The 23,836-nt window shown below is 67.9% G+C and carries 24 protein-coding genes; 9 read left to right on the top strand and 15 right to left on the bottom strand.

All coding sequences use genetic code 11. From position 1 onward, the window contains the following. Nucleotides 1-38 precede the first annotated feature (38 nt). Nucleotides 39-1,403, bottom strand: coding sequence for an FAD-binding oxidoreductase (locus ABT313_RS13290; protein WP_350851850.1), 1,365 nt, complete (start codon nucleotides 1,401-1,403; stop codon nucleotides 39-41). Nucleotides 1,404-1,667: 264 nt separating this feature from the next. Here ABT313_RS13290 and ABT313_RS13295 point away from each other — a divergent pair, with 264 nt between their 5' ends. Further along, nucleotides 1,668-2,219: a dihydrofolate reductase family protein gene (locus tag ABT313_RS13295; RefSeq protein WP_350851852.1), complete on the top strand. Its 552-nt coding sequence runs from the start codon at nucleotides 1,668-1,670 to the stop codon at nucleotides 2,217-2,219. Here the strand turns inward: ABT313_RS13295 and ABT313_RS13300 are convergent. The 5 genes from ABT313_RS13300 to ABT313_RS13320 are packed head-to-tail and all read right to left on the bottom strand — an operon-like array spanning nucleotide 2,204 to nucleotide 7,613. Further along, nucleotides 2,204-2,875, bottom strand: a complete 672-nt coding sequence (locus ABT313_RS13300; protein WP_350851854.1) for a GntR family transcriptional regulator — start codon at nucleotides 2,873-2,875, stop codon at nucleotides 2,204-2,206. The genes ABT313_RS13295 and ABT313_RS13300 overlap by 16 nt on opposite strands. 8 nt (nucleotides 2,876-2,883) lie before the next feature. Continuing rightward, nucleotides 2,884-3,798 carry a D-2-hydroxyacid dehydrogenase gene (locus tag ABT313_RS13305; protein WP_350851856.1) on the bottom strand — a complete coding sequence of 305 codons (915 nt, stop codon included), beginning with the start codon at nucleotides 3,796-3,798 and terminating at the stop codon, nucleotides 2,884-2,886. Further along, on the bottom strand, nucleotides 3,795-4,643 hold the full coding sequence (locus ABT313_RS13310; RefSeq protein ID WP_350851858.1) for a 2-hydroxy-3-oxopropionate reductase: 849 nt from the start codon (nucleotides 4,641-4,643) through the stop codon (nucleotides 3,795-3,797). The genes ABT313_RS13305 and ABT313_RS13310 overlap by 4 nt, the downstream gene beginning before the upstream one ends. After that, nucleotides 4,640-6,652, bottom strand: coding sequence for an alpha-amylase family protein (locus ABT313_RS13315; RefSeq protein WP_350851860.1), 2,013 nt, complete (start codon nucleotides 6,650-6,652; stop codon nucleotides 4,640-4,642). Before ABT313_RS13315 ends, ABT313_RS13310 begins: the two co-directional genes overlap by 4 nt. Nucleotides 6,653-6,698: 46 nt before the next feature. Further along, nucleotides 6,699-7,613: a LysR family transcriptional regulator gene (locus tag ABT313_RS13320; RefSeq protein ID WP_350851862.1), complete on the bottom strand. Its 915-nt coding sequence runs from the start codon at nucleotides 7,611-7,613 to the stop codon at nucleotides 6,699-6,701. 78 nt (nucleotides 7,614-7,691) lie between these two features. Here ABT313_RS13320 and ABT313_RS13325 point away from each other — a divergent pair, with 78 nt between their 5' ends. Together ABT313_RS13325 and ABT313_RS13330 are read left to right on the top strand one after the other, a co-directional pair. Further along, entirely contained in the window at nucleotides 7,692-8,603 is a 912-nt protein-coding gene (locus ABT313_RS13325) for a DMT family transporter (protein ID WP_350851864.1), read from the top strand. Between the two features lie 200 nt (nucleotides 8,604-8,803). Then, on the top strand, nucleotides 8,804-9,637 hold the full coding sequence (locus tag ABT313_RS13330) for an alpha/beta hydrolase family protein (protein ID WP_350851866.1): 834 nt from the start codon (nucleotides 8,804-8,806) through the stop codon (nucleotides 9,635-9,637). On the opposite strand, the gene ABT313_RS13335 is transcribed toward ABT313_RS13330, so the two are convergent. From ABT313_RS13335 to ABT313_RS13345, 3 genes are read right to left on the bottom strand one after another with little or no spacing between them, the layout of a single operon-like run. Beyond that, nucleotides 9,618-10,454: a methyltransferase domain-containing protein gene (locus ABT313_RS13335; RefSeq protein WP_350851868.1), complete on the bottom strand. Its 837-nt coding sequence runs from the start codon at nucleotides 10,452-10,454 to the stop codon at nucleotides 9,618-9,620. The two genes, ABT313_RS13330 and ABT313_RS13335, sit on opposite strands and share 20 nt — an antisense overlap. Nucleotides 10,455-10,512: 58 nt before the next feature. Further along, nucleotides 10,513-11,199 (bottom strand): hypothetical protein, encoded by a 687-nt coding sequence (locus tag ABT313_RS13340; protein WP_350851870.1) that lies wholly within the window; start codon nucleotides 11,197-11,199, stop codon nucleotides 10,513-10,515. After that, nucleotides 11,196-11,540 carry a hypothetical protein gene (locus tag ABT313_RS13345; RefSeq protein ID WP_350851872.1) on the bottom strand — a complete coding sequence of 115 codons (345 nt, stop codon included), beginning with the start codon at nucleotides 11,538-11,540 and terminating at the stop codon, nucleotides 11,196-11,198. Before ABT313_RS13345 ends, ABT313_RS13340 begins: the two co-directional genes overlap by 4 nt. A gap of 159 nt (nucleotides 11,541-11,699) precedes the next feature. On the opposite strand from ABT313_RS13345, the gene ABT313_RS13350 reads away from it, so the two are divergent. Together ABT313_RS13350 and ABT313_RS13355 are read left to right on the top strand one after the other, a co-directional pair. Then, nucleotides 11,700-13,772: a sensor histidine kinase gene (locus ABT313_RS13350; RefSeq protein WP_350851874.1), complete on the top strand. Its 2,073-nt coding sequence runs from the start codon at nucleotides 11,700-11,702 to the stop codon at nucleotides 13,770-13,772. Continuing rightward, a complete protein-coding gene (locus tag ABT313_RS13355) occupies nucleotides 13,769-14,428 on the top strand; it encodes a response regulator (RefSeq protein ID WP_350851876.1) in 660 nt (219 codons plus the stop codon). The genes ABT313_RS13350 and ABT313_RS13355 overlap by 4 nt, the downstream gene beginning before the upstream one ends. 64 nt (nucleotides 14,429-14,492) lie before the next feature. On the opposite strand, the gene ABT313_RS13360 is transcribed toward ABT313_RS13355, so the two are convergent. Beyond that, nucleotides 14,493-15,503 (bottom strand): helix-turn-helix transcriptional regulator, encoded by a 1,011-nt coding sequence (locus ABT313_RS13360; RefSeq protein ID WP_350851878.1) that lies wholly within the window; start codon nucleotides 15,501-15,503, stop codon nucleotides 14,493-14,495. A 54-nt stretch (nucleotides 15,504-15,557) separates the two neighbouring features. Between ABT313_RS13360 and ABT313_RS13365 the strand changes: the two genes are divergently transcribed. Then, nucleotides 15,558-16,688 carry an epoxide hydrolase family protein gene (locus tag ABT313_RS13365; RefSeq protein WP_350851880.1) on the top strand — a complete coding sequence of 377 codons (1,131 nt, stop codon included), beginning with the start codon at nucleotides 15,558-15,560 and terminating at the stop codon, nucleotides 16,686-16,688. A gap of 38 nt (nucleotides 16,689-16,726) precedes the next feature. Here ABT313_RS13365 and ABT313_RS13370 read toward each other — a convergent pair whose 3' ends face one another. The 3 genes from ABT313_RS13370 to ABT313_RS13380 form a co-directional block, all read right to left on the bottom strand. Further along, nucleotides 16,727-19,471 (bottom strand): caspase, EACC1-associated type, encoded by a 2,745-nt coding sequence (locus ABT313_RS13370; RefSeq protein WP_350851882.1) that lies wholly within the window; start codon nucleotides 19,469-19,471, stop codon nucleotides 16,727-16,729. A gap of 3 nt (nucleotides 19,472-19,474) precedes the next feature. After that, nucleotides 19,475-19,831: an effector-associated constant component EACC1 gene (locus ABT313_RS13375; RefSeq protein ID WP_350851884.1), complete on the bottom strand. Its 357-nt coding sequence runs from the start codon at nucleotides 19,829-19,831 to the stop codon at nucleotides 19,475-19,477. Between the two features lie 582 nt (nucleotides 19,832-20,413). Further along, nucleotides 20,414-20,776 (bottom strand): effector-associated constant component EACC1, encoded by a 363-nt coding sequence (locus ABT313_RS13380; protein WP_350851886.1) that lies wholly within the window; start codon nucleotides 20,774-20,776, stop codon nucleotides 20,414-20,416. Nucleotides 20,777-21,125: 349 nt separating this feature from the next. On the opposite strand from ABT313_RS13380, the gene ABT313_RS13385 reads away from it, so the two are divergent. From ABT313_RS13385 to ABT313_RS13395, 3 genes are all read left to right on the top strand, one after another. Then, the gene (locus ABT313_RS13385; RefSeq protein ID WP_350851888.1) at nucleotides 21,126-21,479 is read left to right on the top strand and encodes a hypothetical protein; all 354 of its coding nucleotides are present in this window, start codon (nucleotides 21,126-21,128) and stop codon (nucleotides 21,477-21,479) included. Further along, entirely contained in the window at nucleotides 21,476-22,093 is a 618-nt protein-coding gene (locus ABT313_RS13390; RefSeq protein WP_350851890.1) for a hypothetical protein, read from the top strand. The genes ABT313_RS13385 and ABT313_RS13390 overlap by 4 nt, the downstream gene beginning before the upstream one ends. A gap of 86 nt (nucleotides 22,094-22,179) precedes the next feature. Next, nucleotides 22,180-22,530, top strand: coding sequence for a hypothetical protein (locus tag ABT313_RS13395; protein WP_350851892.1), 351 nt, complete (start codon nucleotides 22,180-22,182; stop codon nucleotides 22,528-22,530). 55 nt (nucleotides 22,531-22,585) lie between these two features. Here ABT313_RS13395 and ABT313_RS13400 read toward each other — a convergent pair whose 3' ends face one another. Together ABT313_RS13400 and ABT313_RS13405 are read right to left on the bottom strand one after the other, a co-directional pair. Continuing rightward, nucleotides 22,586-22,996, bottom strand: coding sequence for a hypothetical protein (locus ABT313_RS13400; protein ID WP_350851894.1), 411 nt, complete (start codon nucleotides 22,994-22,996; stop codon nucleotides 22,586-22,588). Continuing rightward, nucleotides 22,983-23,834, bottom strand: a complete 852-nt coding sequence (locus ABT313_RS13405; RefSeq protein ID WP_350851896.1) for a DNA/RNA non-specific endonuclease — start codon at nucleotides 23,832-23,834, stop codon at nucleotides 22,983-22,985. The genes ABT313_RS13400 and ABT313_RS13405 overlap by 14 nt, the downstream gene beginning before the upstream one ends. Between the last annotated feature and the right edge of the window lie 2 nt (nucleotides 23,835-23,836).

Genomic DNA, 23,836 nt, shown 5'->3' on the forward strand with positions numbered 1-23,836 from the left:
GCCGGTACGGGGTACCGGCCGCTACCCCTGTCAGTTGCCTAGGGCATGATGTTCTGGTTGAGGTGGAACACGTTGGCCGGGTCGTACTTGCGCTTGACCTCGACCAGCCGGTCGTAGTTCTGCCGGTAGTTCTCCCGGATCCGGCCCTGGTCGTCCTCAGCCATGAAGTTGATGTACCCGCCCGCCTCGGAGTGCGGCGCCACGTCGTCGTAGTACGAACGCACCCATTCGATCCCGGCGTCGTTCTGCGCCGGGTCCGGCCACATGCCGGCGATCACCGTGGCGAAGTTCGCGTCGCGGTAGGCGAACGCGGTCGCGTCCGGCGTGACCCGGTGACAAGCGCCGTTGATCGGATAGATGTGCACGGTCGAGTTCACCGACGGCAGACCGGGCGCGTGCCGCAGGTGCGCCTGGATAGCGTCATCGGTCAGCTCGGTGACGAAGTTCGCCTTCCAGTAGTGCTGCAGACCGGCCGGCACCAGTGCGTCGAACGCACCGTTCAGCGCCGGGTACGGCATCGGTCCGACCATCTCGGCCATCACCGGCGCGAACTCGCGGAACTTCGAGATCTGCGCTTCGCCCTCGTCGAGGTCGCCGGCCCAGCAGCCGACGATCGCGGCGAACGGCTCACCGTGCCGGTTCTCCGGGATGAACGGCAGCGGCGGCGCGATCTGGAACGCCGGGAACCCACCCAGCTGCTCGGGCGCGTCCTTGATCAGCTCCCGGAATCCGGTGAGTACTGCGGCCGCGTCGGACAGCTCGAAGAACATCGGGCCGCCGTAGATCGTCGACACCGGCGCCAGCCGGAACTCCAGCGCGGTCACGACGCCGAAGTTGCCGCCACCGCCCCGCAGCGCCCAGAACAGGTCGTCGTTCTCCTTCTCGCTCGCGATCAGGAACTTCCCGTCCGCGGTCACCACGTCGGCCGAGATCAGGTTGTCGCAGGACAACCCGAGCCCGCGGGCCAGGTACCCGATCCCGCCGCCGAGCGTCAGTCCGCCGACGCCGGTGGTCGAGATGATGCCGCCGGTCGTGGCCAGCCCGAACGCGTGCGTCGCCGCGTTGAAATCGCCCCAGGTCGCGCCGCCGCCGGCCCGCGCGGTCCGGGTCATCGGATCGACGCGGACGTTGCGCATCGCGCTCAGGTCGATCACGACACCGTCGTCGACCGTGCCGAAGCCCGGCACACTGTGTCCGCCGCCGCGCACCGCGAGGTCGAGCCCCTCGGATCGGGCGTAGTCGATGGCCGTCATCACGTCACCGGCGTTCTCGCACCGGACGATCGCCTGCGGCCGTTTGTCGTGCATCCAGTTGTTGACGCGGCGCGCCGCGTCGTACCCCTCGTCACCTGCTGTGAAGACCTGTCCTCTGGTGTTTTCCCGCAGGTCCTCTATCGCACCCATGTCCGCTCCCCGAACTGTCGCCTGTCGCAGATCGGCGCGCGCGTGCACCACACACCCGCAACGCCGTGCAGACCGGTGTCGCCGTCGAGCGCAGCGCGAAACTTCTCCCCAGAGAGCGTCTGAACCCCCGGCGGGCAGCCGGCCCTCCCCCAGACCCGCCCGTTCACCCACGACCTTCCCAAGCCGGACGGGTTTCGTCAATGCCGGTGTCAAGGCGGGCAGCCCGGCTCCGACCAGGAGGTAAACCATCACCCGGAGGACATCATGCGCAAGATCATGTACTACGTGCACCAGTCGCTCGACGGCTTCATCGAGGGCCCGAACGGCGAGTTCGACTGGGCCCAGCTCGGCCCGGAGCTCGGCGACTACTCGATGAGCCTGACCGAGCGTGCCGACCTGTTCCTGTACGGGCGAACGGTCTGGACCATGATGTCGTCGTACTGGCCGAACGCCGAGTCGATGAACCCCGACGAGCACGCGATCCAGTTCGCACCGGTCTGGCGCAGTATGCCGAAGGTCGTGCTGTCGACGACGCTGGACAGTGCTGACTGGGGCACCCGGATCGTCCGGAAGGCCGAGGAGATCAGGGCGATCAAGGAGGAGCCGGGCAAGGACATCCTGCTCACCGGCAGCGCGAGCGTGGCCGCGGCGCTGACCGAGCTAGGGCTGCTCGACGAGTACCACGTGATCGTGCACCCGGTGATCCTCGGCGGCGGCAAGCCCGTCTACCAGCCCACCGGGCGCCACGACCTCCGCCTCGCGGAGACCCGCTCGTTCGACAATCGGACCGTCCTGCTCCGTCACGACTTGGTCTGAGGCAGCGTGCTGAGCAGGCGCCCCTCGGCCTGCTCGAGGTGGTGCACCAGATGGTCGGCGGCAGCGGCCGGATCGCCGGCCGCGATGGCTTCCAGTACGGCGGCGTGCTCTGCGGCGACCGTCGACGGGTCGACCTTCCGGTGGGCCTTGTACTGGCCCATCGACAGGTGGACCTCGCCGATGATCAGCTCGTGCATCCGGGTCAGGCGCCGGCTTCCGACCGCGGCGACGAGGGCGGTGTGGAAGGTGATGTCCGCTTCGACCTGGTTCTCGAACAGGCGGTCGCGGGCGGCGTACTCGATCGCGACCTGGGCCCGCGCCGCGTCGGCCGGCACCTGGCCGGTTGCGGCGAGCGCGGACACCGCGGCCTTCTCGATCGTGATCCGGCTGAAGAACAGGTCCCGGATCTCGGCCTCGTCGAGCACCGGGACGACAGCGGTCTTGTGCGCAGTACGCCGGAGCAGCCCGAGCGCGGTGAGCCGCTCGAGCGCCGCCTTGGCGGTCGGCCGGGCCACGTTGTACTCCGTGGCCAGCCGGACCTCCGTGAGCTTCTCCCCCTGCGGGATCTCACCGTTCACGATGCGCTTGCGGATCGACTCGTAGAGTGCGTCGGTCAGCGACGACGGCCCGAGCTCCAGATGCGCTTCGGTACTCATGACGCCCCTTAGTAGCCGTGGATCTTGTCGACTACATTGTGCAACGGCTCGCCCGCGACGAAGCGGCGGATGTTCTCGGCAACGATCTCCCGCGAGCGGCGAAGGTTGCCGTCGCTGGTGGCGCCGTTGTGCGGGGTCACGATCACGTTCGGCAGCGACCAGAACGGGCTCTCCGGCGGCAACGGCTCCACACCGTGCGCGTCCAGGCCGGCGCCCGCGATCTGCCCGGTCCGCAGAGCTTCCAGGAGCGCGTCGTCGTCCGCGATCCCACCGCGCGAGATGCAGATGAAGTACGCCGACGGCTTCATCCGCGCGAACGCGTCCCGGTCGAACACACCGGCGGTCGTCGGCGTCCGGGGCACGGTCACGACCACGAAGTCGGACTCCGCCAGCAAGTGGTCGAGATCGCACAGCTCGTCGACGTACGGCGACGGCTGGTCCGGGCGGCGACGTACGCCGAGCGTCCGCATGTGGAACGCCTTCGCCTTCTGTGCAAGGTCGATACCCGAGTTGCCGAGGCCGTAGATGCCGACGGTCCGACCGGCGAGTTCGGCGTGCCGGTAGTGGTCCCAGCGGTGCTCGGCCTGCGCCCGCATCCACCGCGGTACGTCGCGGCTCAGCATGAGCATCAGCAACATCGAGTGCTCGGCCAGCGGGATCCCGCCGTTCCCGGCGCTGGAGGTCAGGACGACGGACGAGGCGCGCATCTCCGGTGTGAGGTCGGAGTCGACGCCGGCCGACGGGCTGTGTGCCCAGCGCAGCTTCGGCGCCTTCGCGAGCACGTCCGGCGACACGTGCCCGACCACGGCCGCCATCTCGCCGAAGACGTCCGCCGCATCGTCGAGCGAGTCGACGAACCGAATCGGGCTGCCTGCGGCGGCTTCGACGTACGCCGGTGCTTCTTTGCCAACGACAACGATCATGGGTGGTCCCATCGCAAGGTCCGGTACAGCGCGGAGTGGTCCAGCTCGCCGTCGCCGGCAGCGACCGCGGCGTTCATCAACTGTTGCGTCATCGCAGTATTGGGCAGGGCGAGATCGAGCTCGGCCGCGGCCTGGATCGCCAGGCCCAGATCCTTGCGGTGCAGGCGGATCCGGAACCCCGGCTCGAAGGTCTCCTTGACCATCCGCTCGCCGTGTACCTCGAGGATCCGCGAGCTCGCGAACCCGCCCATCAGGGCCTCGCGTACGACGGCCGGATCCGCGCCTGCCCGCTCCGCGAACAGCAGTCCCTCGGCCACCGCTTCGATGGTCAGTCCAACGATGATCTGGTTCGCGACCTTCGCGGTCTGGCCGGCGCCGGGACCGCCGATCAGCGTGATGTTCTTCCCGAGTACGTCGAAGACCGGCCGGGCCCGCTCGAACACCTCGGGCCGCCCGCCGACCATGATCGTCAGCGTCCCGTCCCGGGCGCCGAGCTCGCCGCCCGACACCGGCGCGTCGAGGTACTCGCAGCCGAGCTTCTCGATCAGCTGCGCGAACCCGATCGTCGCGGTCGGCGAGATCGAGCTCATGTCGATCACCAGCGAACCCGCCTGCAGCCCCTCGGCAACCCCGGCCGGCGCGAACAGGACCGACTCGACGTCAGGCGTGTCCGGCACCATCAGGATCACGACCTCGGACCGCTCGGCCACCTCCTTCGCCGAACCGGCCACGTACGCCTCGACCTCGGTCCGGCCGCGGTACACCGAGAGCTCGTGGCCCGCGGCAATCAAATTGTCGACCATCGGACGACCCATGACGCCGAGGCCGATGAACCCGATCCTCATCCCTCACTCCAATCCACATGCACGACTTCGAGCAGTCCTGCAGCCGGAACCACGACTTCCACCCGCCCGTCGACGACCGTCGGCACGAGATCCACGCCGGCCACCAGCAGCCGCACCTTCACCCGATCCGTGGGTACGGCCATCGACACGATCTGCGGCGGCAGCGGCAACGTCTCCCGGATCGGGCCGCGCATCGCCATCGGGTTCGTCAAGTTGACCAGGGCAACGGCTGCGCCCGCATCACCCTTGTAGAAGGCGACATCCACCAGCCCGGCGCCCTCGACGCTCACGTCCGGCGTCTTCCCGAGCGCCCACGAGACCGCGTTCGCGATCAGCCGGCCGTGGTCCGATTGCAGCGCCTCCCAGAAGAGAGCGCCGACATTGAACGGGAAGTACACGGTCCGGCCACCGTTCTCGGTGCACACGACCGCGGGCTTGTCCGGCGCCTCGCGTTGGTACACCTCCTCCATCGGCAGATCCGGGAAGTCGGGGATGAACCGGAACGGCACCACCGCGTCGGACCCGATCCCGATGATGTGGGTCCCGCCAATGATCCGCTGCGCACCCTCGAACCCGGCGTTCAGCGGATGCGGGTCCATCAGCGCGATGTAGTTGTTCTGTACGCGGCGGCTCGGCTCTTCTAACCGGACCCCCAGCACGTCACCCAGCCCGAAGTCCGGCCGCTGCGCCCCGGTCTCGTCGTACAACGAGCTCTGGTACGCCGCCACGAGCGACCCGCCACCCTCGACGTATGCACGCAGGATCGCGCACTGCTCGTCGCTCAATCGCTCGGCGTTCGCGAGTACGACGACCTTGAACGCGTGCAGTCGCTCCAGAGTCATGACCTTGTCGGCAACGAACTCGAACGGGATCCGCGCCTCGACCAGCGCCTGGTAGAAACCGTCGTCGTGATCGTTGTTGCCGGCGTCGAGCAACGCGACCTCGGCCGTGATCCGCAGGTCACGCAGGACCGGTTCGACGGTCGCGTGCAGGTTGAACGCCTCGACGACCGGCTGGACCCAGCGCTCGTCCTGGATGGTCGCGTTGAACTTCGTGAACCACGGCAGGGCTCCCTGCGCGAACCCGTCGACGATCCAGGTCTTCGTCTCCTCGGGCGGGGCAACCGAGTCCTTCCAGCGGTACTTGTGCTCCGGCCCGACCGACGTGATCAGCTGCACCGGCCGGTCCGGGTACACCCCGCGGTTGCGCTTGCCGCTCCGGCCGGCCACCCACGGCGCCTCGATCCCGTGCCGGCCCTGTTTGTCGACGATGAACAGCGGTGAGACCGGTTCGGCCAGATCGCGGGCCAGGTCGCGGGCCGCGAGTGCGCCCAGATTGGGCACGAACCTGGCATGCGGCCGGAGATCGCGGACCGCCTGGTCCCAGATCCCGACCAGCTCACCCAGCCGCCGATGCCGCCAGGCGACGTACTCCGGCCAGTTGTCGCCATGCTCCTCGAGCGGCAACTCCAGACCGCACTCGTCGCGGAACGACTTGCGTGCGCCCTCGCTGTACGAGATCCCGAGGTAGCCCTCCCACCGGTTCGCGAACACCGCGTCCACGTCGTACTCGCGGACGATCTCGCGGATCACCTCGGTGAGGAACTCCCGGTGGTACGGCGTGAACGCGCACGTCAGCCAGACACCCGGGTACGCCCAGTGCTCGATCGGATTGCCGGCCCGGTCCCGGGCCAGCCATTCGGGGTGGGCCTCGGCGGCGTCGGCGTGGATCGCGTGCGGGTCGACGCGGGCCATCACGGTCATGCCGAGGCTGCGGGCGCCGTCGACGAGTGTGCCGAGCGGGTCGGTATCGGCCAGGTACTTGCTGCGGTAGTGGTACTCGAGCTGCGTCGGGTAGTTGGCGATGTATCCGCCGGCGCTGATGCAGGTCGCGTTCGACTTGCTGTCGCGCATCAGGCGTAGCCAGAAATCCGCGTCGAAATGCGCCGGATCGTCCTCGGCCAACGTGATCTGGGCCCAGCGGGTTGCGGTCCGAGGCCAGTTATCCATAGGATGAAATTGTCAGACAAGAACGCAAGTCTGGCAAGGTCTGGTTTCACCAGTCGGGCGTGGCGTGGCTGGCCGCCTCCGTCAACGCGTCCGCTACCGCTGCGACAGCAGGCGTTCTGGTCCGTCGGGTCAGCAGGAAGACCGCTCGTCCGACAGCTCCTTCTGCGGGCAGTCGTACGGCGACACCGGGCGCGCCCTGGCCGATCACCAGATCCGGCAGCAGTGCGCCGGCTCCCGTCGTACGGACGAGTTCGAGCAGGATCAAGAAGTCGTCGGAGCTGTAGCGAAGGTCGGGCTCGAACCCACCGAGCTCGCGGCACACGCGGACGTGCATCTCGCGATGACCGGTGCCTGGCTGGCAAGCCGCCCAAGGCAGGTCGGCGAGCTCGGCGATCGGGACCCGATCGGCCGCGGCAGCGGGATGATCCTCGGGGAGTACGACGCGGATGTGCTCGCGGAGCAAAGGCTCACGGAGGAGATCCGTGTGTACGGCGCGGGGCTGGCCGTCGTACTCGTCACCGACCATCACGTCCAGCTGCTGCAACCGGAGGGCGGGCGCGGCCTGTTCGACCTCGAGCTCGGCTGCCTCGACGCGGATGTCCGGGTGCGCGGCAGCGAGGCTGCGGATCGCCGGTGCGACGACGCGGATGAAAGCGGACTGGAACGCGCCGATCCGTACGACGCCGGCGACCCGGCCCGCGGCGACCGCAGCCAACTCGGCCTCGGCTGCCTCGACACCGTCGAGCAGTGTGGTCGCGTGCCGGACCAGGACTTGGCCGGCCGCGGTGAGTCTGACGTTGCGGCCGACCCGTTCGAGCAGCGGCGTACCGGCCTCGCGCTCCAGGACGGCCAGCTGCTGGGAGATCGCGCTGGGTGAGTACCCGAGTGCTCGGGCCGCGCCGTGGACGGTGCCGCGACCGTGAACCTCGCGCAGCAGACGCAACCGGTGCAGATCCATCATTCGTTCAGCTTAGCTTCACAATGCTGTCCGTGAAGCCGTGATAGACGTGAACGGTCTACTGGTCCGACCATCGATGTCGTGGGACGCCTCTTCTGCCTTCTTTCCGCCGCCGCCTTCGGGGTCATGGCCGTGTTCGGCAAGCTCGCGTACGACGCGGGTGTGTCGGTCGATGCACTGTTGCTGGTCCGCTTCGGCCTCGCCGGCGGCCTTCTGCTGATCATTGCGCTCGCCCGCGGCTCACTCCGCAATCTGCCGCGACGTGCTGTGCTGACCGGGCTGGGCATGGGTGTGTTCGGCTATGCGGCGCAGTCCGGTCTGTACTTCTCGGCGCTCGCCCGGCTGGACGCTTCGCTGGTCGCGCTGATCCTGTACCTGTATCCGATCCTGGTGATGGTTGCGGCGATCGCACTGCGCCGGGAGCAGGCGTCGCGGCGACGGGTCTGGGCGTTGGCGATCGCGCTGATCGGGATCGGGTTGGTGCTGAGCGGGGCGCTTGCCGGGCAGTTCGACCTGCTGGGTGTGCTGCTGGCGTTGGGCGCACCAATCGTTTACACCGGCTACATCCTCGTCGGCGATTCGCTGACGGCCGACGTACCGCCGCTGGCGTTGACCGCGCTGGTCTGCACAGGGGCCTTCGGCACCTTTCTTGTTCTCGGACTGTTCCGAGGCATCGAGCTCGGCTTCGCGCCGGTCGGCTGGCTCTGGCTGGCAGCGGTGGCGTTGATCAGCACGGTCGCCGCGATTCTGTTCTTCTTCGCGGGGATGACGCGGGTCGGCCCGTCGGTCGCGTCGATCCTGTCGATCTTCGAGCCGGTAGTGACGGTGGGCGCGGCGGCGCTGGTGTTCGGGGAACAGCTCAGCGCCACCCAATGGATCGGCGGGGCGCTGGTGCTGTCCGCCGTAGTGATCGTGCAGTGGCGGCCGGGCCGGCAATCGTTGCCGGAACTTTCGCGGACTTCGCCGAAGGCAACGGCAGACTTGACGGTATGAGCCGGATGGCGTGGGCGGGAGTCGTCGCATGCGTGACGACGGCCGCGCTCGGTTGCACCACCGATGACGCGGTACCCCCTGCGCCGCCCGCAACCGCGACCTCCCCGACGCCCACCACGCCATCCGTCTCAACTCCGCCGCCGACGCCGTTGCCTTCTCCGCGGCCCGCTCCGGCGGATCCCGTGTCGTTGCAGGCATTGATGACGAAGAAGTACAACGGCGGGGCGCTGAAGCTTGAGCGCGTGCTCGCGCGGAATCCGGCGTACACCCGCTATCACGTCAGCTATCGAAGCGGATTGTTGACAATCTCCGGGATCATGAACGTCCCGTCCACACCGGGACCGCATCCCGCGCTCGTCCTGAACCACGGCTACATCGATCCCGCCGTCTACACCAACGGCCGCGGACTGATGCGCGAACAGGACTACCTCGCCCGCCGCGGGTACGTCGTCCTACACACCGATTACCGCAACCACGCGGAGTCCTCGAAGGACCCGAACGCGGAACTCACCTTGCGCCTCGGCTACACCGAGGACGCCATCAACGCGGTTCTCGCGCTGAAGACCTCGCAGTACGTCGATCCCGCGCGGATTGGGATGCTCGGCCGATCGATGGGCGGCGGGGTCACGTACAACACCCTCGTTGCCCAACCAGGGTTGGTGAAAGCCGCAGTGGTGTTCGCGCCGGTCAGCTCGGATGCCGCCGACAACTTCAACCGCTGGACCCGGCCGGAGCGCCCGCTCGCCGCCCAACTCCTGCGCCGGTACGGCGAACCGTCACGCAATCCGGCCTTCTGGCGGAACCTGTCCGCGGTGAACTTCTTCGACCGTGTGACCGAACCGGTGCTGATCCACCACGGCGAATCCGACTCGACCTGTCCGATCGCCTGGTCGCGCGAGAGTGTCGCCGCGCTGAAGGCGGCCGGGAAGAACGCGACGTTGTTCACCTATCCCGGCGAGGAGCACGCGTTCGGCCCGGCCTGGCCGACCTCGATGGCCAGGACGGTCACCTTCTTCAAACAGCACGGGGTTTGATCGCGCTGACGGCGTACATCGTCAACGACATGTGGAACGCGTCGCGATCGGCTGCTTCACCGAGAGTCTGCGCGAACGCTTCCGCCTCCTCGGCCGTGATCACGCCGGCCTGCAACGAGGTCAGATGCATCATGCCGACGAATCCTTGGCGGGCGCCCTCCTGCGGCTCGAGCCACGTCGCGGCCGTCTCGCCGGTGATCTCGAGGCCGGCGTCGGCCAGGAGACCGCGCAGCTGGCGGCCGGAGTACGGGTTGGCGGATTCGCGGAGGAAGAAGCCGACCATCCGCTGCAGTACGTCGGGATCGGCCGGGTGGATGATCGCCGTACCCCAGTCGGTATCGATGAGCACGATCCGGCCGCCGGGCCGCAGTACGCGCGCCATCTCCTTCACGACCGCCGCCGGATCGTCGACGTGTTGCAGGACCCGCTCCGAGCGCAGTACGTCGACCGACTCGTCCTCGAAGGGCAGCGCCTCGGCGTGGCCGTCGACGTACTCGACGTCCGCGCCGACTGCCCGCCGTACTGCCTCGGCCCGCAGACCCGGGCTCGGCTCGACACCGATCGCGTGCGCGCCCGACGCGTGCAGCGCGACCACGTCCTCGCCGGTGCCCGAGCCGACGTCGACCGCCGTCTCCCCCGGGGTCGGCGCGAGCTGGTCCAGTGCCCACGACTTCAACGTGCGTACGGCGGGCCGGGTCGCCATCTGGTCCAGGATTAACGCCTGACGGTCGATGTTCTGCTCGGCCACGTGCGCGGCCCGGAAACTGCCGCGCTCGGTGACGAAACCCGCCCCGCCCGGCACGTCGGTATCGGTCATGCTGATCTCCCCCTTCAGTAGGCCGAGCGTAGTGCGGGCCGGGCTCATGGCCATCCTCTTATGGAAGGGGCTGCCACTCGTCGTCGCGCATCCGGAGAATCGCCCACCCCACCGCGGCGAATCCGGCGGCCTCCAGGCCCCAGCCGATCAGGTCGAGCGTGTGACTGCTGACGATGACCGCGGCCACGAAGTGGATCGGCTGCGAGACCAGCACCGCGACCGCAGCCCAGCGCGGACCGACGTGGGAGCGCCACATCGCGACGCCGAGCAGGATCGTGCCGAGCACGTGACCGATCACGAAGACGAAGCCGGCCGTGTTCATCGAGCCGTGCGTGACGTCGGCGGCCTTCGCGATCGACGCCGGATCGAGTCCCGCCGTACCCGCGGACCAGGTGAAGACATCGCTCGACGCGGTCCAGGGCAGGGACAAGTAACCCGCGATCATCAGGACCACCGCGACCGCGGTCAGCCACGGCGTACTGCGACGCGTCAGCCGGCCGACGAAGTACACGCCGGGCACCAGGGTCAGGAACGCGATGTAGCCGAGCCACAGCACGAACGAACTGCGCTCAAGATTGTCGACAATCTTATTGACGATTGTTGGAACGTCGTCAGTCGTGTTGTAGGGCAGGAAGTAGCGCAGCAACGCGACCGCCGCCGGGCCGATCGGAAGAATCAGGGCGGCTGTCCATCGCCACAGCGGGCGGATGTCTGCGTGCGTCGTGGGTGTCACGGTCTGCGTCATCGCGCACCTGCCAGCTCACGCCGCGGCAACAGCACCGCAACCACGCCGACGATCGTCATTCCGACACCAACGCCTGCGGCGGCAACCGCGGCAGCGGGTACGTCGGACGCGAAGAAGGCCGGCACCGCCAGCAGCGCGGACGCGATCCGCAGGGTGATCAGCGGAGCGAGCGCCCACCGCTTCCCGCGCCACGCGAGTCCCACCAGCACCAGGCTGAGCAGCCCGATCACCGCGGAACCGATGGCGATGCTCATTGGCGGGTGATCCCCGTCCGTCGTCAGCGGCGTGGCCAGATCCGCCACGCCCAGCAGTCCGAGCAGAACCAACCCGAACTTGTTCATCTCATTACCCCCTCATCAGGTGTTTCCGACTGCCCAACCGTTGCTCGCCGGGCGAGGGCGGCGCCTGGGCGTGCGCTCCCTAGGGCTCAGGCGGTTCCCCGCTCCGACCGGGATTCCGATCCCGAGACGCCGGGAACCCTTTTGGCGCACACTTCGGGTATGACCAGCACAATGGCGAGCAGACGGGGCCTGGTCGGCCTGCTCGGCGGCTTCGTGGTCGCGGAGGTCGCGGTCGCCGTCGGCTATCTGCTCGCGATCGGCTGGGGCTGGCACGAGATGGTCGACTCGTTCATGGTCACCAACGGTCTGATGGCGCTGACGTTCGGTCTCTGCGGCGCCGTCATCGCGTGGCATCGACCGTCGAACCCGATCGGCTGGCTCTTCCTCGCGGACGGGATCGGCCATGCGACGACACCGCTCGCCGCCGCGTTCGCGCAGTACCTCGCCGACAACGGCGCCTCGATCGCCGCGCAACGCGTGTTCGTCACGATCTCCATCGCCGCGTGGCCGTGGTCGATCGGGCTGTTCCTGCCATTGGCGCTCCTGCTGTTCCCGACCGGCCGGCTGCTGTCGCCGCGCTGGCGCTGGGCGGCGATCGGGGTGGTCGCGACCGCCCCGCTGTTCGTGGTGGAGATGGTCGGCAGCGGCGATCCGATCTCGCCCGGGCTTCCACACGGGTACCTCGCGATCCCGTCGTACCACTCGCTGCAGCCGCTGTGGACCGTGGCCGAGCTGCGCAACCTGCTCGCGATCCTGCTGGCGGTCGTCTGCTTGACGATCCGTTATCGGCGTGCGAACGAAACGGGCCGACGGCAACTCTTGTGGTTGCTGCTGGCATCGGTGATCGCGATCCTGTTCGTGACGCCGTGGGCGTTCGTCGCGGGGACGCCGATCCTTGTGTTACTGGCGATTCCGCTGATCCCCATCTCGGTGGCGGTGGCAATCGTTCGCTACCAGCTGCTCGACATCCGGTTGGTGATCTCGCGGGCGCTGACCTGGGCCCTGTTGTCGTTGGTTGCCATTGGCATCTACGCCGTGCTGGCGGCGTTGCTCGACTCGCTGATCGCGTCGCAGGTCGGGCGGTCCGCGGCGGTCACGGTCTTCGTCGCGTTGATCATCGCGCCGGTGCTTCCTCGTTTGCAGCAGCTCGTCGATCGGGCCCTGTACGGCGATCGGCACGACCCGGCGCGGGTCGCGTCACGCGTCGGCGAACAGTTGTCCGCGGGCCTCCCCGGCGTCGTCGCCGCGATCCGCTCGGCGCTACGTCTGCCGTACGCCGCGCTGACCGTCGACGGCGAGGTGATCGCCGCCGACGGTACGCCGGGATCCGTCGTACCGCTGGAGCTTTCGTACGGCGGAGAGGTTGTCGGATCGCTCGATATCGGGGTGCGGTCCGGCGAGTCCGGACTGTCGTCCGCGGACCGTAACGTCCTCGGTCTCGTCGCCGTGCCACTCGCTGTTGCGGTGCACGCGACACGGTTGTCCGCCGAGCTCCAGTCCTCCCGCGAGAAGCTCATCTCGGCCCGCGAAGAGGAACGCCGCCGGCTCCGCCGCGACCTCCACGACGGGCTAGGCCCCACCCTCACCGGCATAGCCTTCTCAGCAGACGCCGTCGCCAACCTGATCTCCCCGGGCTCCGACGCCCCGCAAGCCCTTTCGCCCGATGCCTCGCCGCCCCCCTCCTCCCCCGACCCCTTGCGGGCCTCTGCGTCCGGCGGCTTGCAGGCTGTCGAGCTCCTCACGCGGTTGCGTGCAGACACGCGGACCGCCATCGGCGACATCCGTCGACTTGTCGACGACCTGCGGCCTCCCGCGCTGGACGAGCTCGGACTCGTAGGCGCGTTGCGGCAGCGGGCCGATCAGTTGTCGTTCCGCGCGGACGGCGCAACGATCCAGGTCGCGGTCTCCGCCAACGGGTTGCCGACGTTGCCGGCTGCGCTCGAGGTCGCGGCGTACCGGATCGCGACCGAGGCGCTCACGAACGTCGTGCGGCACTCGCGCGCGACCTCCGCAGTACTCGCCCTCCGTTGCGGCAGCGACCTGGAGATCGAGGTGACCGACGACGGCCCGCCGAACGGCGGGTGGCGTCCCGGCGTCGGTCTGCAGGCAATGCGCGAGCGCGCCACCGAACTCGGCGGCACCTTCACCGCCGGCCCGACCCCGACCGGCGGCCTGGTCCACGCCCGCTTCCCCCTCGCCACGACGACGATGGCCCCGCTGGAGCCGCGATGACGATCCGTGTGGTGCTGGCCGACGACCATCCGGTGGTCCGGGCCGGTCTGGCAGCCCTCCTCACCTCGCTCCCGGGCATCGAGGTCGTCGGTGTCGCCTCCACCGGCCGCGAGGCGGTCCGCGAGGTCATCACCAGTCACCCAGACGTCGCCGTACTCGACCTCCAGATGCCCGACCTCGACGGCTTCGCCGCCACCCGTGAACTGGCCCGATCCGCGCCCGACACCGCCGTACTCGTGCTCACCATGTTCGAGGACGACGACTCGGTCTTCGCCGCCATGCGCGCCGGCGCCCGCGGCTACCTGGTCAAAGGCGCCGAACAAGAGGAGATAGCCCGCGCCATCCGCGCCGTCGCCGCCGGCGAGGCCATCTTCGGCCCCGGCGTCGCCCGCCGCGTCCTCACCTTCTTCTCCGCCCCACCACCCGCCGACGACCCGTTCCCCGAACTCACCACCCGCGAACGCCAGATCCTCGACCTGATCGCCGCCGGCCTCTCCAACCCCGCCATCGCCGACCGCCTGTCCCTGGCCTCCAAAACCGTCGCCAACAACGTCTCCACCATCTTCACCAAACTAGGCATAGCCGACCGCTCCACCGCCATAATCCAGGCCCGCAACGCCGGCCTCGGCACCGGCGCCGTACCGAAGGACGGGTAGTGGTGCCCACCTCGCCCCGCTCCCCCGCCCGCCGCATCGCGCTTGACCGCCGAACAGTCGACCACTACCCGTTCTTCGGTACGGGAAGCGCGTTCAGGTAGCGGTTGCCGATGGTGCGGAGGTGGGTGAGGAGGGCGGGTGGGCCGTCGACGTGGAAGTCGAGGCCGAGCATGCCGATGTAGACGGCGACGATTTCGAGGGAGTCGGCGCCGGTGACGAGGACGCAGGTGTTGTCGTCGACGGATTCGACGATACCGACGGCGGCGTGGATGCGGGACAGGACTTCCTGGGCGGGGGCGTCGACGGTGATCCGGGCGTGGACCTTCCAGCCGGTGGTCGCGACGTCGCGCAGTACGAAATCGGTGTAGTCGTCGCCTGGCATCGGATGCGGCTGGTAGCGGCGACCTGTTGCCATCCGCAACTGCATCCAGTCGACCCGGTACGTCCGCCACTCCGACTGCTCGTCCCGCGCGACCAGGTACCAGTAGCGCTGCCAGCTCACCAGCCGATACGGCTCGACCAGGATCGGCAGGTCCTGTACGACGCCGGAGCCCGCGCCGCGGGTCGGGCTACCTGGGGCGACGGCGTACTCGAAGCGGAGGTAGTGCTCGTCGCGGATGCAGGCTGCGATCGTCGCGAGTACGGCGGGATCGATCTCGGGATCCGCCACGTTCGAACCGGTGTTGTCGGGGCCCTTCTCCATCGCCCGGTGGATCGCGTTGACCTGACGCTGTAGACGGTGTGGGAGGACCTGCTCGAGCTTCGTCAACGCTCGCGCACTGCTCTCCCCCATCCCCATCACACCGGCGCCGGTGCGCAGTCCGACCGCGACGGCGACCGCCTCCTCGTCGTCGAGCAGCAGCGGCGGAAGCTTCGCGCCGATACCGAGCTGGTAGTGACCAGCCGGACCGCGGGTCGCGTCGACCGGGTACCCGAGCTCGCGGAGCCGATCGATGTCGTTGCGGATCGTCCGCGTCGTCACCTCGAGCCGCTCGGCCAGCTCCGTGCCGGTCCAGGCCGGCCGCGTCTGCAACAGCGCGAGCAGGCTGAGGAGGCGCTGCGAAGTCTCCAGCAAATCAATCTCCTAATTAGGAATCTAATGTTCCTATACGGATTCTACGGTAAACCCATGAGCACAAACGAGAGCATCCAGTCCTTCACCGTCAAGATCGACCAGGCCGACCTGGACGACCTGCAGGCCCGCCTTGCGCGCACCCGGCTGCCCGAGCCCGCTCCCGGCGACGACTGGGACCTCGGCACCCCGAACCACTACCTCCGCGAGATGGTCGACCAGTGGCAGCACACGTTCGACTGGCGCGAGCAGGAAGCGCGGATGAACGAGTTCCCGCACTACCTCACCGAGATCGACGGCCAGACCATCCACTTCATCCACGTACCGTCCGCGGTCGAGGGCGCCACGCCGCTGCTCCTGCTGCACACGTACCCGGGTTCGTTCGTCGACTTCCTGGACATGATCGGCCCGCTGACCGACCCTTCGTCGTACGGCGGATCGGACGAAGACGCCTTCTCCGTGGTGGTCCCGTCGATGCCGGGCTTCGCGTTCAGCACACCCCTGGTCGACCGCGGCTGGACGATGGCGCGAGTCGCGCGGACGTACGACAAGTTGATGCAGCGGCTGGGCTACGAGTCGTACGGCGCGCACGGGTCCGACGGGGGCGCGATGATCTCGCGTGAACTCGGCGTACTCAACCCCGACGGCTTCCTCGGGCTGCATGTCCTGCAGCTGTTCTCGTTCCCGTCGGGCGACCCGGCCGAGTTCGAGAAGTTCACGCCGGCGGACTACGCGGCGCTCGAGCACCTGAAGTGGTTCCAGTCGGTCGGCGGGTACAACGCGATCAACTCGACCCGCCCACAGACCGTTGCCGTCGGCATCTCCGACTCCCCCGTCGGCCAGCTGGCCTGGAACGAACTCTTCAACAACTTCGGCAACGGCACCAGCCTGGTCAGCCACGAGCAGATCCTCACCGAGGTCTCGCTGTACTGGTTCACCAACAGCTCGGCCGCGGCCGGCCGCTACCACTACGAGGAGGCTCATGCCGGCACTGAGGCGCAGGTCAACCACGCTCCGACCGGCGTAGCGGTCTTCGCTGACGACTTCAAGACGATCCGCCCGCTGGCCGAGCGCGACAACACCAACATCGTCCACTGGTCCACCTTCGATCAGGGCGGCCACTTCGCCACCCTCGAATGCCCGAACGACGTCACCGCCGACCTACGGAAGTTCTTCGGCAACCTGTGAGTGTTGCAGGCCGGCCCGCAACTCGCGGGCCGGCCTTCTCACGTGTGGAGTTCGATCTTGCCGATCACCTTCGGCCCGGCGGTGTCGAGCACGAGAATGCCGTCCTGGAAGAAGTTGCTGATGTAGATCCGCTGGCCGTCCGCGCTGACGACCAGCTCGACCGCCGCCCCCAGGTCGTCGGTGAGCGACCCGACCACCTGGTGGTTGCCCAGGTCAACGACCCTGACCACGTCCATGCTGGTGTCGGTGCCGAGGATATAGAGCTTCTTGCCGTCCGAGGCCCCTGTCCGGGACCCGTCCGGCAGCGCCTGCGGCGTCGGCCGGGTCGTTTCCACGGCCGTGTTGATGACGGCGTACGTCGTACTGCCGATCGCGTACAGCATTCCGTCCGGGCCGGGCGTGAGATCCTGCGGTTCGGAATCGAGCTTGATCGGGGTGCGCGCGGGCTGACGGGTCTTCGTGTCGATCACCGCGACGCTGCTCGACCCGCCCGCGACGTACAGCCGCTCGCCCTTCTCGTCGACCGCTATATCGGCCGGGTTGGGTCCGCTGGCGAGTGGACCGCCGACCGTCTGCATCGTCTCGGTGTCGACCTCGGTGATCGTCTGGGACTTCCTGCTGAGCGTGTAGAGACGGTGGGCCGTGGCGCTCAGCGTCAACTCGGTGGAGTCGGGCGCGACAGGGATCGGCTGACCGACCACCTTCCACGCGGCCACGTCGATCACCGAGATCGTGCCGGAGCCCGTGTTCGAGACGTACAGCTTCGCGCCGTCGGGCGAGAGTGCGAGCCGGCTCGGTTGGACGCCTACCCGGAGCGCGTCGCCGACTTGCTTGCGGGTCGTCGTACTCAGCTTGATGATCCGCCCGTTGCCGATGTCGGCGGCGTACAGGAACTGGTCGTCAGGACTGACGGCAAGACCGATCGCGGTCGGCGCTTTGGGAGCGGGCGGTACGACGGCGATCGCGACACCACCGAGTACGGCGGGGGCGAGCAGGGTCGCCGCCATGAACCGGCGTGTTGTCGGGAGGTTGCCGCTCGCCGGACGGATGACGTCGACGATGCCGAGGACCAACCAGACGGCGACCAAGACATACGCAAGTGAGCCGCCGGGGCCGTGGAAGAGGCCGATCCAGACGACGAATCCGCCGAGCACCCAGCCCGCGAGGAACGGCCTGCTGAAGTTGAGCAGCGGACCCGCGATCGCCAGCTCGGCACCGAGAATGCCGAGGACGGCTGGACTCAAGCGCTGGATCGTGTCTGGCTTGAGCAGGTGCGGTCCGCTGCGGTACTCGTCGACCACGATGAGGAGGATGAGGATCGCCGCGACGACGCCGATGAGCACAAGCCGGACCTCAGGATGAGGCCGTTCCGGTCGCCAGCTGACGAAGCTGAGGATGCCGGCCGCAAGCCACGCGACGTGGGCGGCCGCGTCGAGGTACGCGGGACCGCCGTGCGGGCCGGCTGGGATGAGATTCGTCAGCCAACTCGTCAGCAGAGCGGCGCTCAACAGGCCCGGCACTGACAGGCCCGCCACGAACGCAGTTCCCGCCTCGCGAAGCCTCAACTGCGCCGGCATCGCAACGCCGAGGACGGCGGCGACAGCGATCGTGTACCACGTCGGGCGCAACACCGCGGCCGCGATTGCGAGGGCCGCGGCCGCCGTCGTCAGGACGAAGATCAGCCAGTCCACCGGCGGTCGGTACAGGCGGTCGCGCCAACGCCGTACGGTCGCCTTCGCCGCGCCGCCGAACGTCGGCCCGGCAACGATCCGTCGTACCTTTGGCTCCGACCTGACCGGTGTCTGTGTCGGTGCTGGTGCTGCCGGCGGTAGCCGGGCGCTTGGCGGCGCGTCGAGGTACGCCTGCGCGGTCGCGGAGATCGTCCTGCTGTCGTCGTCCGTCAGCTCCTCGAGCTTGGCCCGCGCCGTCTGCCGGACCTGCTCATTATTTGCCTGGAGCAACTGCCCGAGCTCCTGGAGCCCGGCCTGCCGAAGCTGCTGGAGCGGGCTTTCCAGACCCGCAGTGATTCGCGCCGGCAGCGACCACCCGACGTTCGCGGCGATGACGGTACGGCCCTCGACGTCCGCGAACTGTTTCGGGCGCTGGCTCGGCTGCTCGGCGACGACGGCGTCGTACACGTACCGATACAGCTCGTCCGCGGTGATGTCGCCGTCCGCATCCAGATCGGCCGCGCCGCTGCGCAAGCCCTCCACCACGTGGCGCGTGAACACCGACTGCGCCGCCTCGCCGTGGATCTCACTGCCTTCGAACGCGTACTGCGTGGAGTCCGTTGCCGTCAGCACGATTCGTCCGCGCCCGCCGAGCTCGGTCTTCGTATGCACGGCCGAATCCGCTTTGGCGAGCTGTTGCACGGCGTACGCACCGCTGTAGCAGCAGTCGAGGATGAGGATCTTCTGCCGTGCGACGCTCTCCGCGACGGCTTCGTCGACCATGTGCGCCGGGAGCGCGCTGAACCGCAGACGCTCGCGCTTGGTGTTCTTCATCGCCAGGTAGAGCCGGCCGTTGTCGTCCTTCAGACCGTGGCCGCTGAAGTACAGCAGGGTCAGGTCGTCGCGGTCGGCCGACGCGTAGAACTCGCCGATCGCCTCGCCGACACGACTCGTCGGTTCGTTGATCAGCACCTGCACCTCGAACCCGGCGATCGCGGGATCCCCGAGTACGTCGGCCAGCGCCTCCGCGTCCTGTGCCGGTGTGGTGAGTTGGCGCAGGCCGGCGTCGTCGTACTCGTACGTCGCCACCAGCAACGCCCGTCGACGCCCCACGGTTCAGCCTGCTTCGTGCTTGCGGAGGAACGCTTCGATCAACCGTTCCTTCTCCTCGGGCGTCGCCGCGTCCACCTCGATCGAGTCAGCACCGATCGTCAACGTCACGCGTTGCTGCGGACTCCGGCGTACCAGCCAGTCCTTGAGAATCGTGACCAGCACCGACACCATCCCGCCGGCGCCGCCCAACGCGATCGCAACCTGACCGACGACGGCGGCGTCGCCCTTGCTGCCCTCGGGCGCGACTGTCCGTACGTCGCGGGTGTCGAACTCACCCAGCTCCCGCCGCAGCTGCCGTATCCCCCGATCGGCAAACTCCGGATCGTCGTCCACCAGCCCGACCTGCACCCAAAACCCCACTGAACCCTCCCAGGAATCGCGATTCATGATCGCGGGTCCGGGTGTGGTTCCGCAACGTTCAGTAGCCATTCGCCGACGCAGAGAGCCCGGGGCGCTCGCGCGCCCCGGGCCCCTTTGGGCTCCACCCTTCTGGAGGGACGTCCGGGCGGAGCTTCCTCCTCCGGGTCCGCCTCAGGCGCTGTCGTGCTGCTGCCACCAGGTCCGGTGCAGCCTCGCGCCGTACCGCCATCGATCCGCGCCGTGAACTGTCCGGTGCCCCAGGCGTTCCCGAATCCTGCCCCGAATCCCGCCCTGAATCCTGCCCTGAATCCTGCCCTGAATCCTGCACCGGCCGATCGACCGGCGCCGCAACGACGACCTCATCGTCTTCCCCCCTCGGAGATCCCCACCCCGGCCCGCATCTCACACCGGGCAGTCTCCTCCCGACGGCTCGCACGTCTTCCCCCCGCGCGATATGTACGCCGCACGCCCGCCGGCGCACGCCGCACCAGCCCCCCGCCGGCCACGTCGCCAGAATCCCACTGCCGACGCTACGCCCACCCCCGCCCCCGAACAACGCCCGACCACCGTTCAAACGGGTGTCTAGTTGTGCCGCTTCAGGAACGCTTGGAGCAACTCGGCCCGCTCGTCGAACGTCGGTCGCTCCATCTCGATCGAGTCGTCCCCCAGCGTCACCACGATCTTGCCCGGGCTCTTCCGCCGCTGGATCCAGTCCCGCAGTACGGCGACCAGCGTCGGCACCGCCCCACCCGCACCCACCAACGCCACCGCGATCGCAATCGACCCGTCGTCCTGAGCCAACCCACCCGGCTCCCTCGCGTCCTGCGTCGGCAGCCCTTCCCCCGCCAACTCCTTCCGCAACTGCTGGACCGCCTTCACAGACCTCTTCTCATCCACCCCGTCCGCCGGCACCACCCGAACCTCGACCCACCGCGGCTCACCCATCCACGAACTCCCATCAGTTGCCTCAGGCCCCCTGTGGATAACTCCCCCGCCAACCAGCCCCGCACTCCTATTCTGCTGACAACCCCACCGAAAGGTCCCCGATGACCCTCAACGAAACCGAGCCCACTTGCCTGATCACCCCCACCACCGCCGCCGAACTCCTCCCCCACATGCTCACCCGCTTCCACCTCGGCTACCAAGACCCCCTAATCTTCGGCACCACCAAACCAGAAGCCGTCCTAATCCCCTACACCCTCTGGCAATCCCTCAACCCTGTGGATAACTCAGGCCCCCACCAACCGTGAACTCCTATCCTGATGACGACTCTCCACGCACCGGAAGGACAACGATGGACTCCGAAGAAACGCCGTACCTCCTCCCCGATGGAGACCGCGTCTGGGTCATCAAGACGTCCACCGCAGCCGGACTCCTCCCCCAAATGCTCGACCGCTTCCGCACCAACAAACCCGAACCCCTAATCTTCGGCGACGCCGGCCAACCAGAAGCCGTAATAATCCCCTTCGACCTCTGGCGCCGCCTCGATGCCCTCGCCGCCGACGAAGAGGGTTTCGACGCTGCCTATGAGGAAGTTCGCCGTCGCCTTGCCGATCCTCAACCTTCGATTCCGCTCGAGGAAGCCGCGGCCCAGATCGGCTGGGAACTCGACGAAGACATCGACGACTCCGACTTCAAGCCGCGGTGACGCAGTACCGCCTCCTGCTGCGGACGGAGGTCATGCAACAACTCGCGGCGCTGAGTCAGGCCGCAAAGACGCAAGGCCCTGGCGGACTGCGCACGCGAGAGTTCCGCGGACTTCAGGCGGGACTTCGTGCCCTTGCCGAAGGCCGCGAGGAAGAGTACGACGGCAAGCGCCTCTCTTATCACCGCCACGACCTCAGCGACTGCGCAGAGCTCAAACTCGCGGTCATCCCCGAGACTCGCCACAACATCGAACTCGGGCCGTCGCACCGACTCATCTATCGCGAGTTCGAACCCGAGGACGGCGGCCTGCCGTACCGACAGGTGGTCGCCTACGCCCACCGAGGCGCCGATCGCCCTTTTGAAGAAGCCGCATCCCGCCTCGGCCGCCAATCGGGAACCCGACTGCGAGTCGTCCGCCCATCAATCACACCGGACAACCACGCACCCAGCACCGTCGCCCCAATCCGCCAGCCCCTCCCGCCGGATCTGCGCATAGCGCTGGCCGCAGCGTCGAACGTCGCACCAGCTTCCGGCGCCGTCAGACTCACACCGGCCGCAGAAAAGACTCGAACCACGCCGGGCGACAGGCATGGCCCACGCGGCCGCGAGCTGTAGCACTGTTGCCTCGATCAACGATCACGGAACTCCGCTTGACGGCGTCCGACTCGTCTAGCCTGGAGACAACCGGCGAAGGAGCTCACATGTCGACGGAGACACCGCAGGATCGCCCGAACGGCAGCCAGGTCAATGTGATCGATACCGCTACAGCGGCGTACAACCTTCCTCGGATGCTGCAGCGATTCCGCGCAGGGCGGGCCGAACCACTGATCTTCGGTGACGACGGTCGACCGGAGGCCGTAGTCGTCCCGTTCGACCGCTGGGAGAACCTCGAGGAACTGGCCGGAGATGCCAACCAGGCCACGACGGTTCGAGAGCTCACCCAGCGGCGTCTCGCGACGAACCGCCTCGAGGACTACGTCTCCGCTGACGATCTCGCCGAAGAGTTCGGTTGGAACCTCGATTCCGACAAAGAGCCACCCGCACCTCGATGACGGCCCAAGTACCGCCGCCGCCCCATAACAGCCCGCCCCCGCTACTGGCTTAGCGCTACCCGCCGCGGGACGGATGCCAGCTCGGGAGATGTACGGCGTCGCGCGGATACGCGCGCTGATCGTCCTCGAGCAGATCCGACGCTCCGCCGCCGTCGAACGGCGGATTGTCGTAGTCGAACTCAGCCTCGATGCCACCGCCCTGAACCACCGTGAACACCGCGTTGTACCAGGTCCCCTTGCCCTGTTCGTACATCTCGTCACGCAGATCGTCGCAGGCCATCTGTGCCTCGACGTCGATACTGACGCCCGAATCGACAGAGCCATCCAACATCTCAACCGCGAGTTGCGTCTCCATAGTTGCCGCCACCGCCGAAACCGTCAGAACGGCCTTCGCCCACCCCTCAGGCACCACCTTCACCATGGCCGAGCCAATGGTCTCCAGGCTCGCTTGATCAGGAATCGGCATGTGTGCTTCCTCTACTAGAGCGCGGCGCATTTCGAATGGTCTGCTGTGTGACGACGCCGTCGATCGAGTACTTGACGGCAATCAGGTCGGGACGATTCTTGTCAGTGCGGTACACAAGGTCAATCTGGACCTCCACCTTCGATCCAGCCTCCAGCGCCGCTCGCCAAGCATTCTCAGCCTTCTTGTATGCACTGAGGTTGACACTGCTGCCGGCCATCGGGGTCAGGTTCATCTTGCCAATCGGCCCACGGAAGATCCTGGCAAAGATGTGCCCAGCGTGGTCCCCAGGCAGCTTGTCATCGAGGTTGCGCTGGGACGTCGTATCCCGCGGATGCTTCAGATCGACAAGCTCCAGCAGAGCCTTGGCTCGAACGACTCGGCCATCGCCATCCGTCTCATACACGAAGCGTCCATCGACCTTGACCGTGCTCCGAGGCGGCGGTTGGTTGAGAAGTTTTCTGTGCTCGGGCTCCGTCGTGGACAACTCGATCATCGTCGCTTCCGGCTTGGCAGGGCTGGGATCACGCGGGAGATCACGCTGCCCAACGCCCGCCGACGGCTCGATCCCACGTACGCCGACGACCATCTGATCCGCCCATCCTCGCGCCTTCGACGGCGCCGCAGCTGCCAGATGCGCGGCACGCTCGCACGCATCGGCGGCCGCAGCGAGTTGGTACGCCGCCTGGCGGGCCGCTGGATTACCGGAGGCGAAGTCAGCGAGGTACGAAGCGTTCTCCCGGCACTGTGCCGCCAACCGCTGGAGGTAGCCGATCATCGCGGGGAGCCGGTCCAGGCATTCGACCAACCCTTGCGCAACTCGCTGCAGATCAGACGGCATTC

The sequence above is a fragment of the Kribbella sp. NPDC000426 genome, assembly GCF_040300265.1.
Lineage (GTDB): Bacteria > Actinomycetota > Actinomycetes > Propionibacteriales > Kribbellaceae > Kribbella.

Bases quoted from the DNA above. Each gene is read 5' to 3' on its own strand.
- ABT313_RS13335 (WP_350851868.1), bottom strand. From the start codon at position 10,454: ATGACCGATACCGACGTGCCGGGCGGGGCGGGTTTCGTCACCGAGCGC.
- ABT313_RS13305 (WP_350851856.1), bottom strand. From the start codon at position 3,798: ATGATCGTTGTCGTTGGCAAAGAAGCACCGGCGTACGTCGAAGCCGCC.
- ABT313_RS13315 (WP_350851860.1), bottom strand. From the start codon at position 6,652: ATGGATAACTGGCCTCGGACCGCAACCCGCTGGGCCCAGATCACGTTG.
- ABT313_RS13320 (WP_350851862.1), bottom strand. From the start codon at position 7,613: ATGATGGATCTGCACCGGTTGCGTCTGCTGCGCGAGGTTCACGGTCGC.
- ABT313_RS13340 (WP_350851870.1), bottom strand. From the start codon at position 11,199: ATGACGCAGACCGTGACACCCACGACGCACGCAGACATCCGCCCGCTG.
- ABT313_RS13345 (WP_350851872.1), bottom strand. From the start codon at position 11,540: ATGAACAAGTTCGGGTTGGTTCTGCTCGGACTGCTGGGCGTGGCGGAT.
- ABT313_RS13350 (WP_350851874.1), top strand. From the start codon at position 11,700: ATGACCAGCACAATGGCGAGCAGACGGGGCCTGGTCGGCCTGCTCGGC.
- ABT313_RS13355 (WP_350851876.1), top strand. From the start codon at position 13,769: ATGACGATCCGTGTGGTGCTGGCCGACGACCATCCGGTGGTCCGGGCC.
- ABT313_RS13300 (WP_350851854.1), bottom strand. From the start codon at position 2,875: ATGAGTACCGAAGCGCATCTGGAGCTCGGGCCGTCGTCGCTGACCGAC.
- ABT313_RS13365 (WP_350851880.1), top strand. From the start codon at position 15,558: ATGAGCACAAACGAGAGCATCCAGTCCTTCACCGTCAAGATCGACCAG.
- ABT313_RS13385 (WP_350851888.1), top strand. From the start codon at position 21,126: ATGGACTCCGAAGAAACGCCGTACCTCCTCCCCGATGGAGACCGCGTC.
- ABT313_RS13395 (WP_350851892.1), top strand. From the start codon at position 22,180: ATGTCGACGGAGACACCGCAGGATCGCCCGAACGGCAGCCAGGTCAAT.
- ABT313_RS13310 (WP_350851858.1), bottom strand. From the start codon at position 4,643: ATGAGGATCGGGTTCATCGGCCTCGGCGTCATGGGTCGTCCGATGGTC.
- ABT313_RS13295 (WP_350851852.1), top strand. From the start codon at position 1,668: ATGCGCAAGATCATGTACTACGTGCACCAGTCGCTCGACGGCTTCATC.
- ABT313_RS13405 (WP_350851896.1), bottom strand. From the start codon at position 23,834: ATGCCGTCTGATCTGCAGCGAGTTGCGCAAGGGTTGGTCGAATGCCTG.
- ABT313_RS13400 (WP_350851894.1), bottom strand. From the start codon at position 22,996: ATGCCGATTCCTGATCAAGCGAGCCTGGAGACCATTGGCTCGGCCATG.
- ABT313_RS13290 (WP_350851850.1), bottom strand. From the start codon at position 1,403: ATGGGTGCGATAGAGGACCTGCGGGAAAACACCAGAGGACAGGTCTTC.
- ABT313_RS13380 (WP_350851886.1), bottom strand. From the start codon at position 20,776: ATGGGTGAGCCGCGGTGGGTCGAGGTTCGGGTGGTGCCGGCGGACGGG.
- ABT313_RS13330 (WP_350851866.1), top strand. From the start codon at position 8,804: ATGACGAAGAAGTACAACGGCGGGGCGCTGAAGCTTGAGCGCGTGCTC.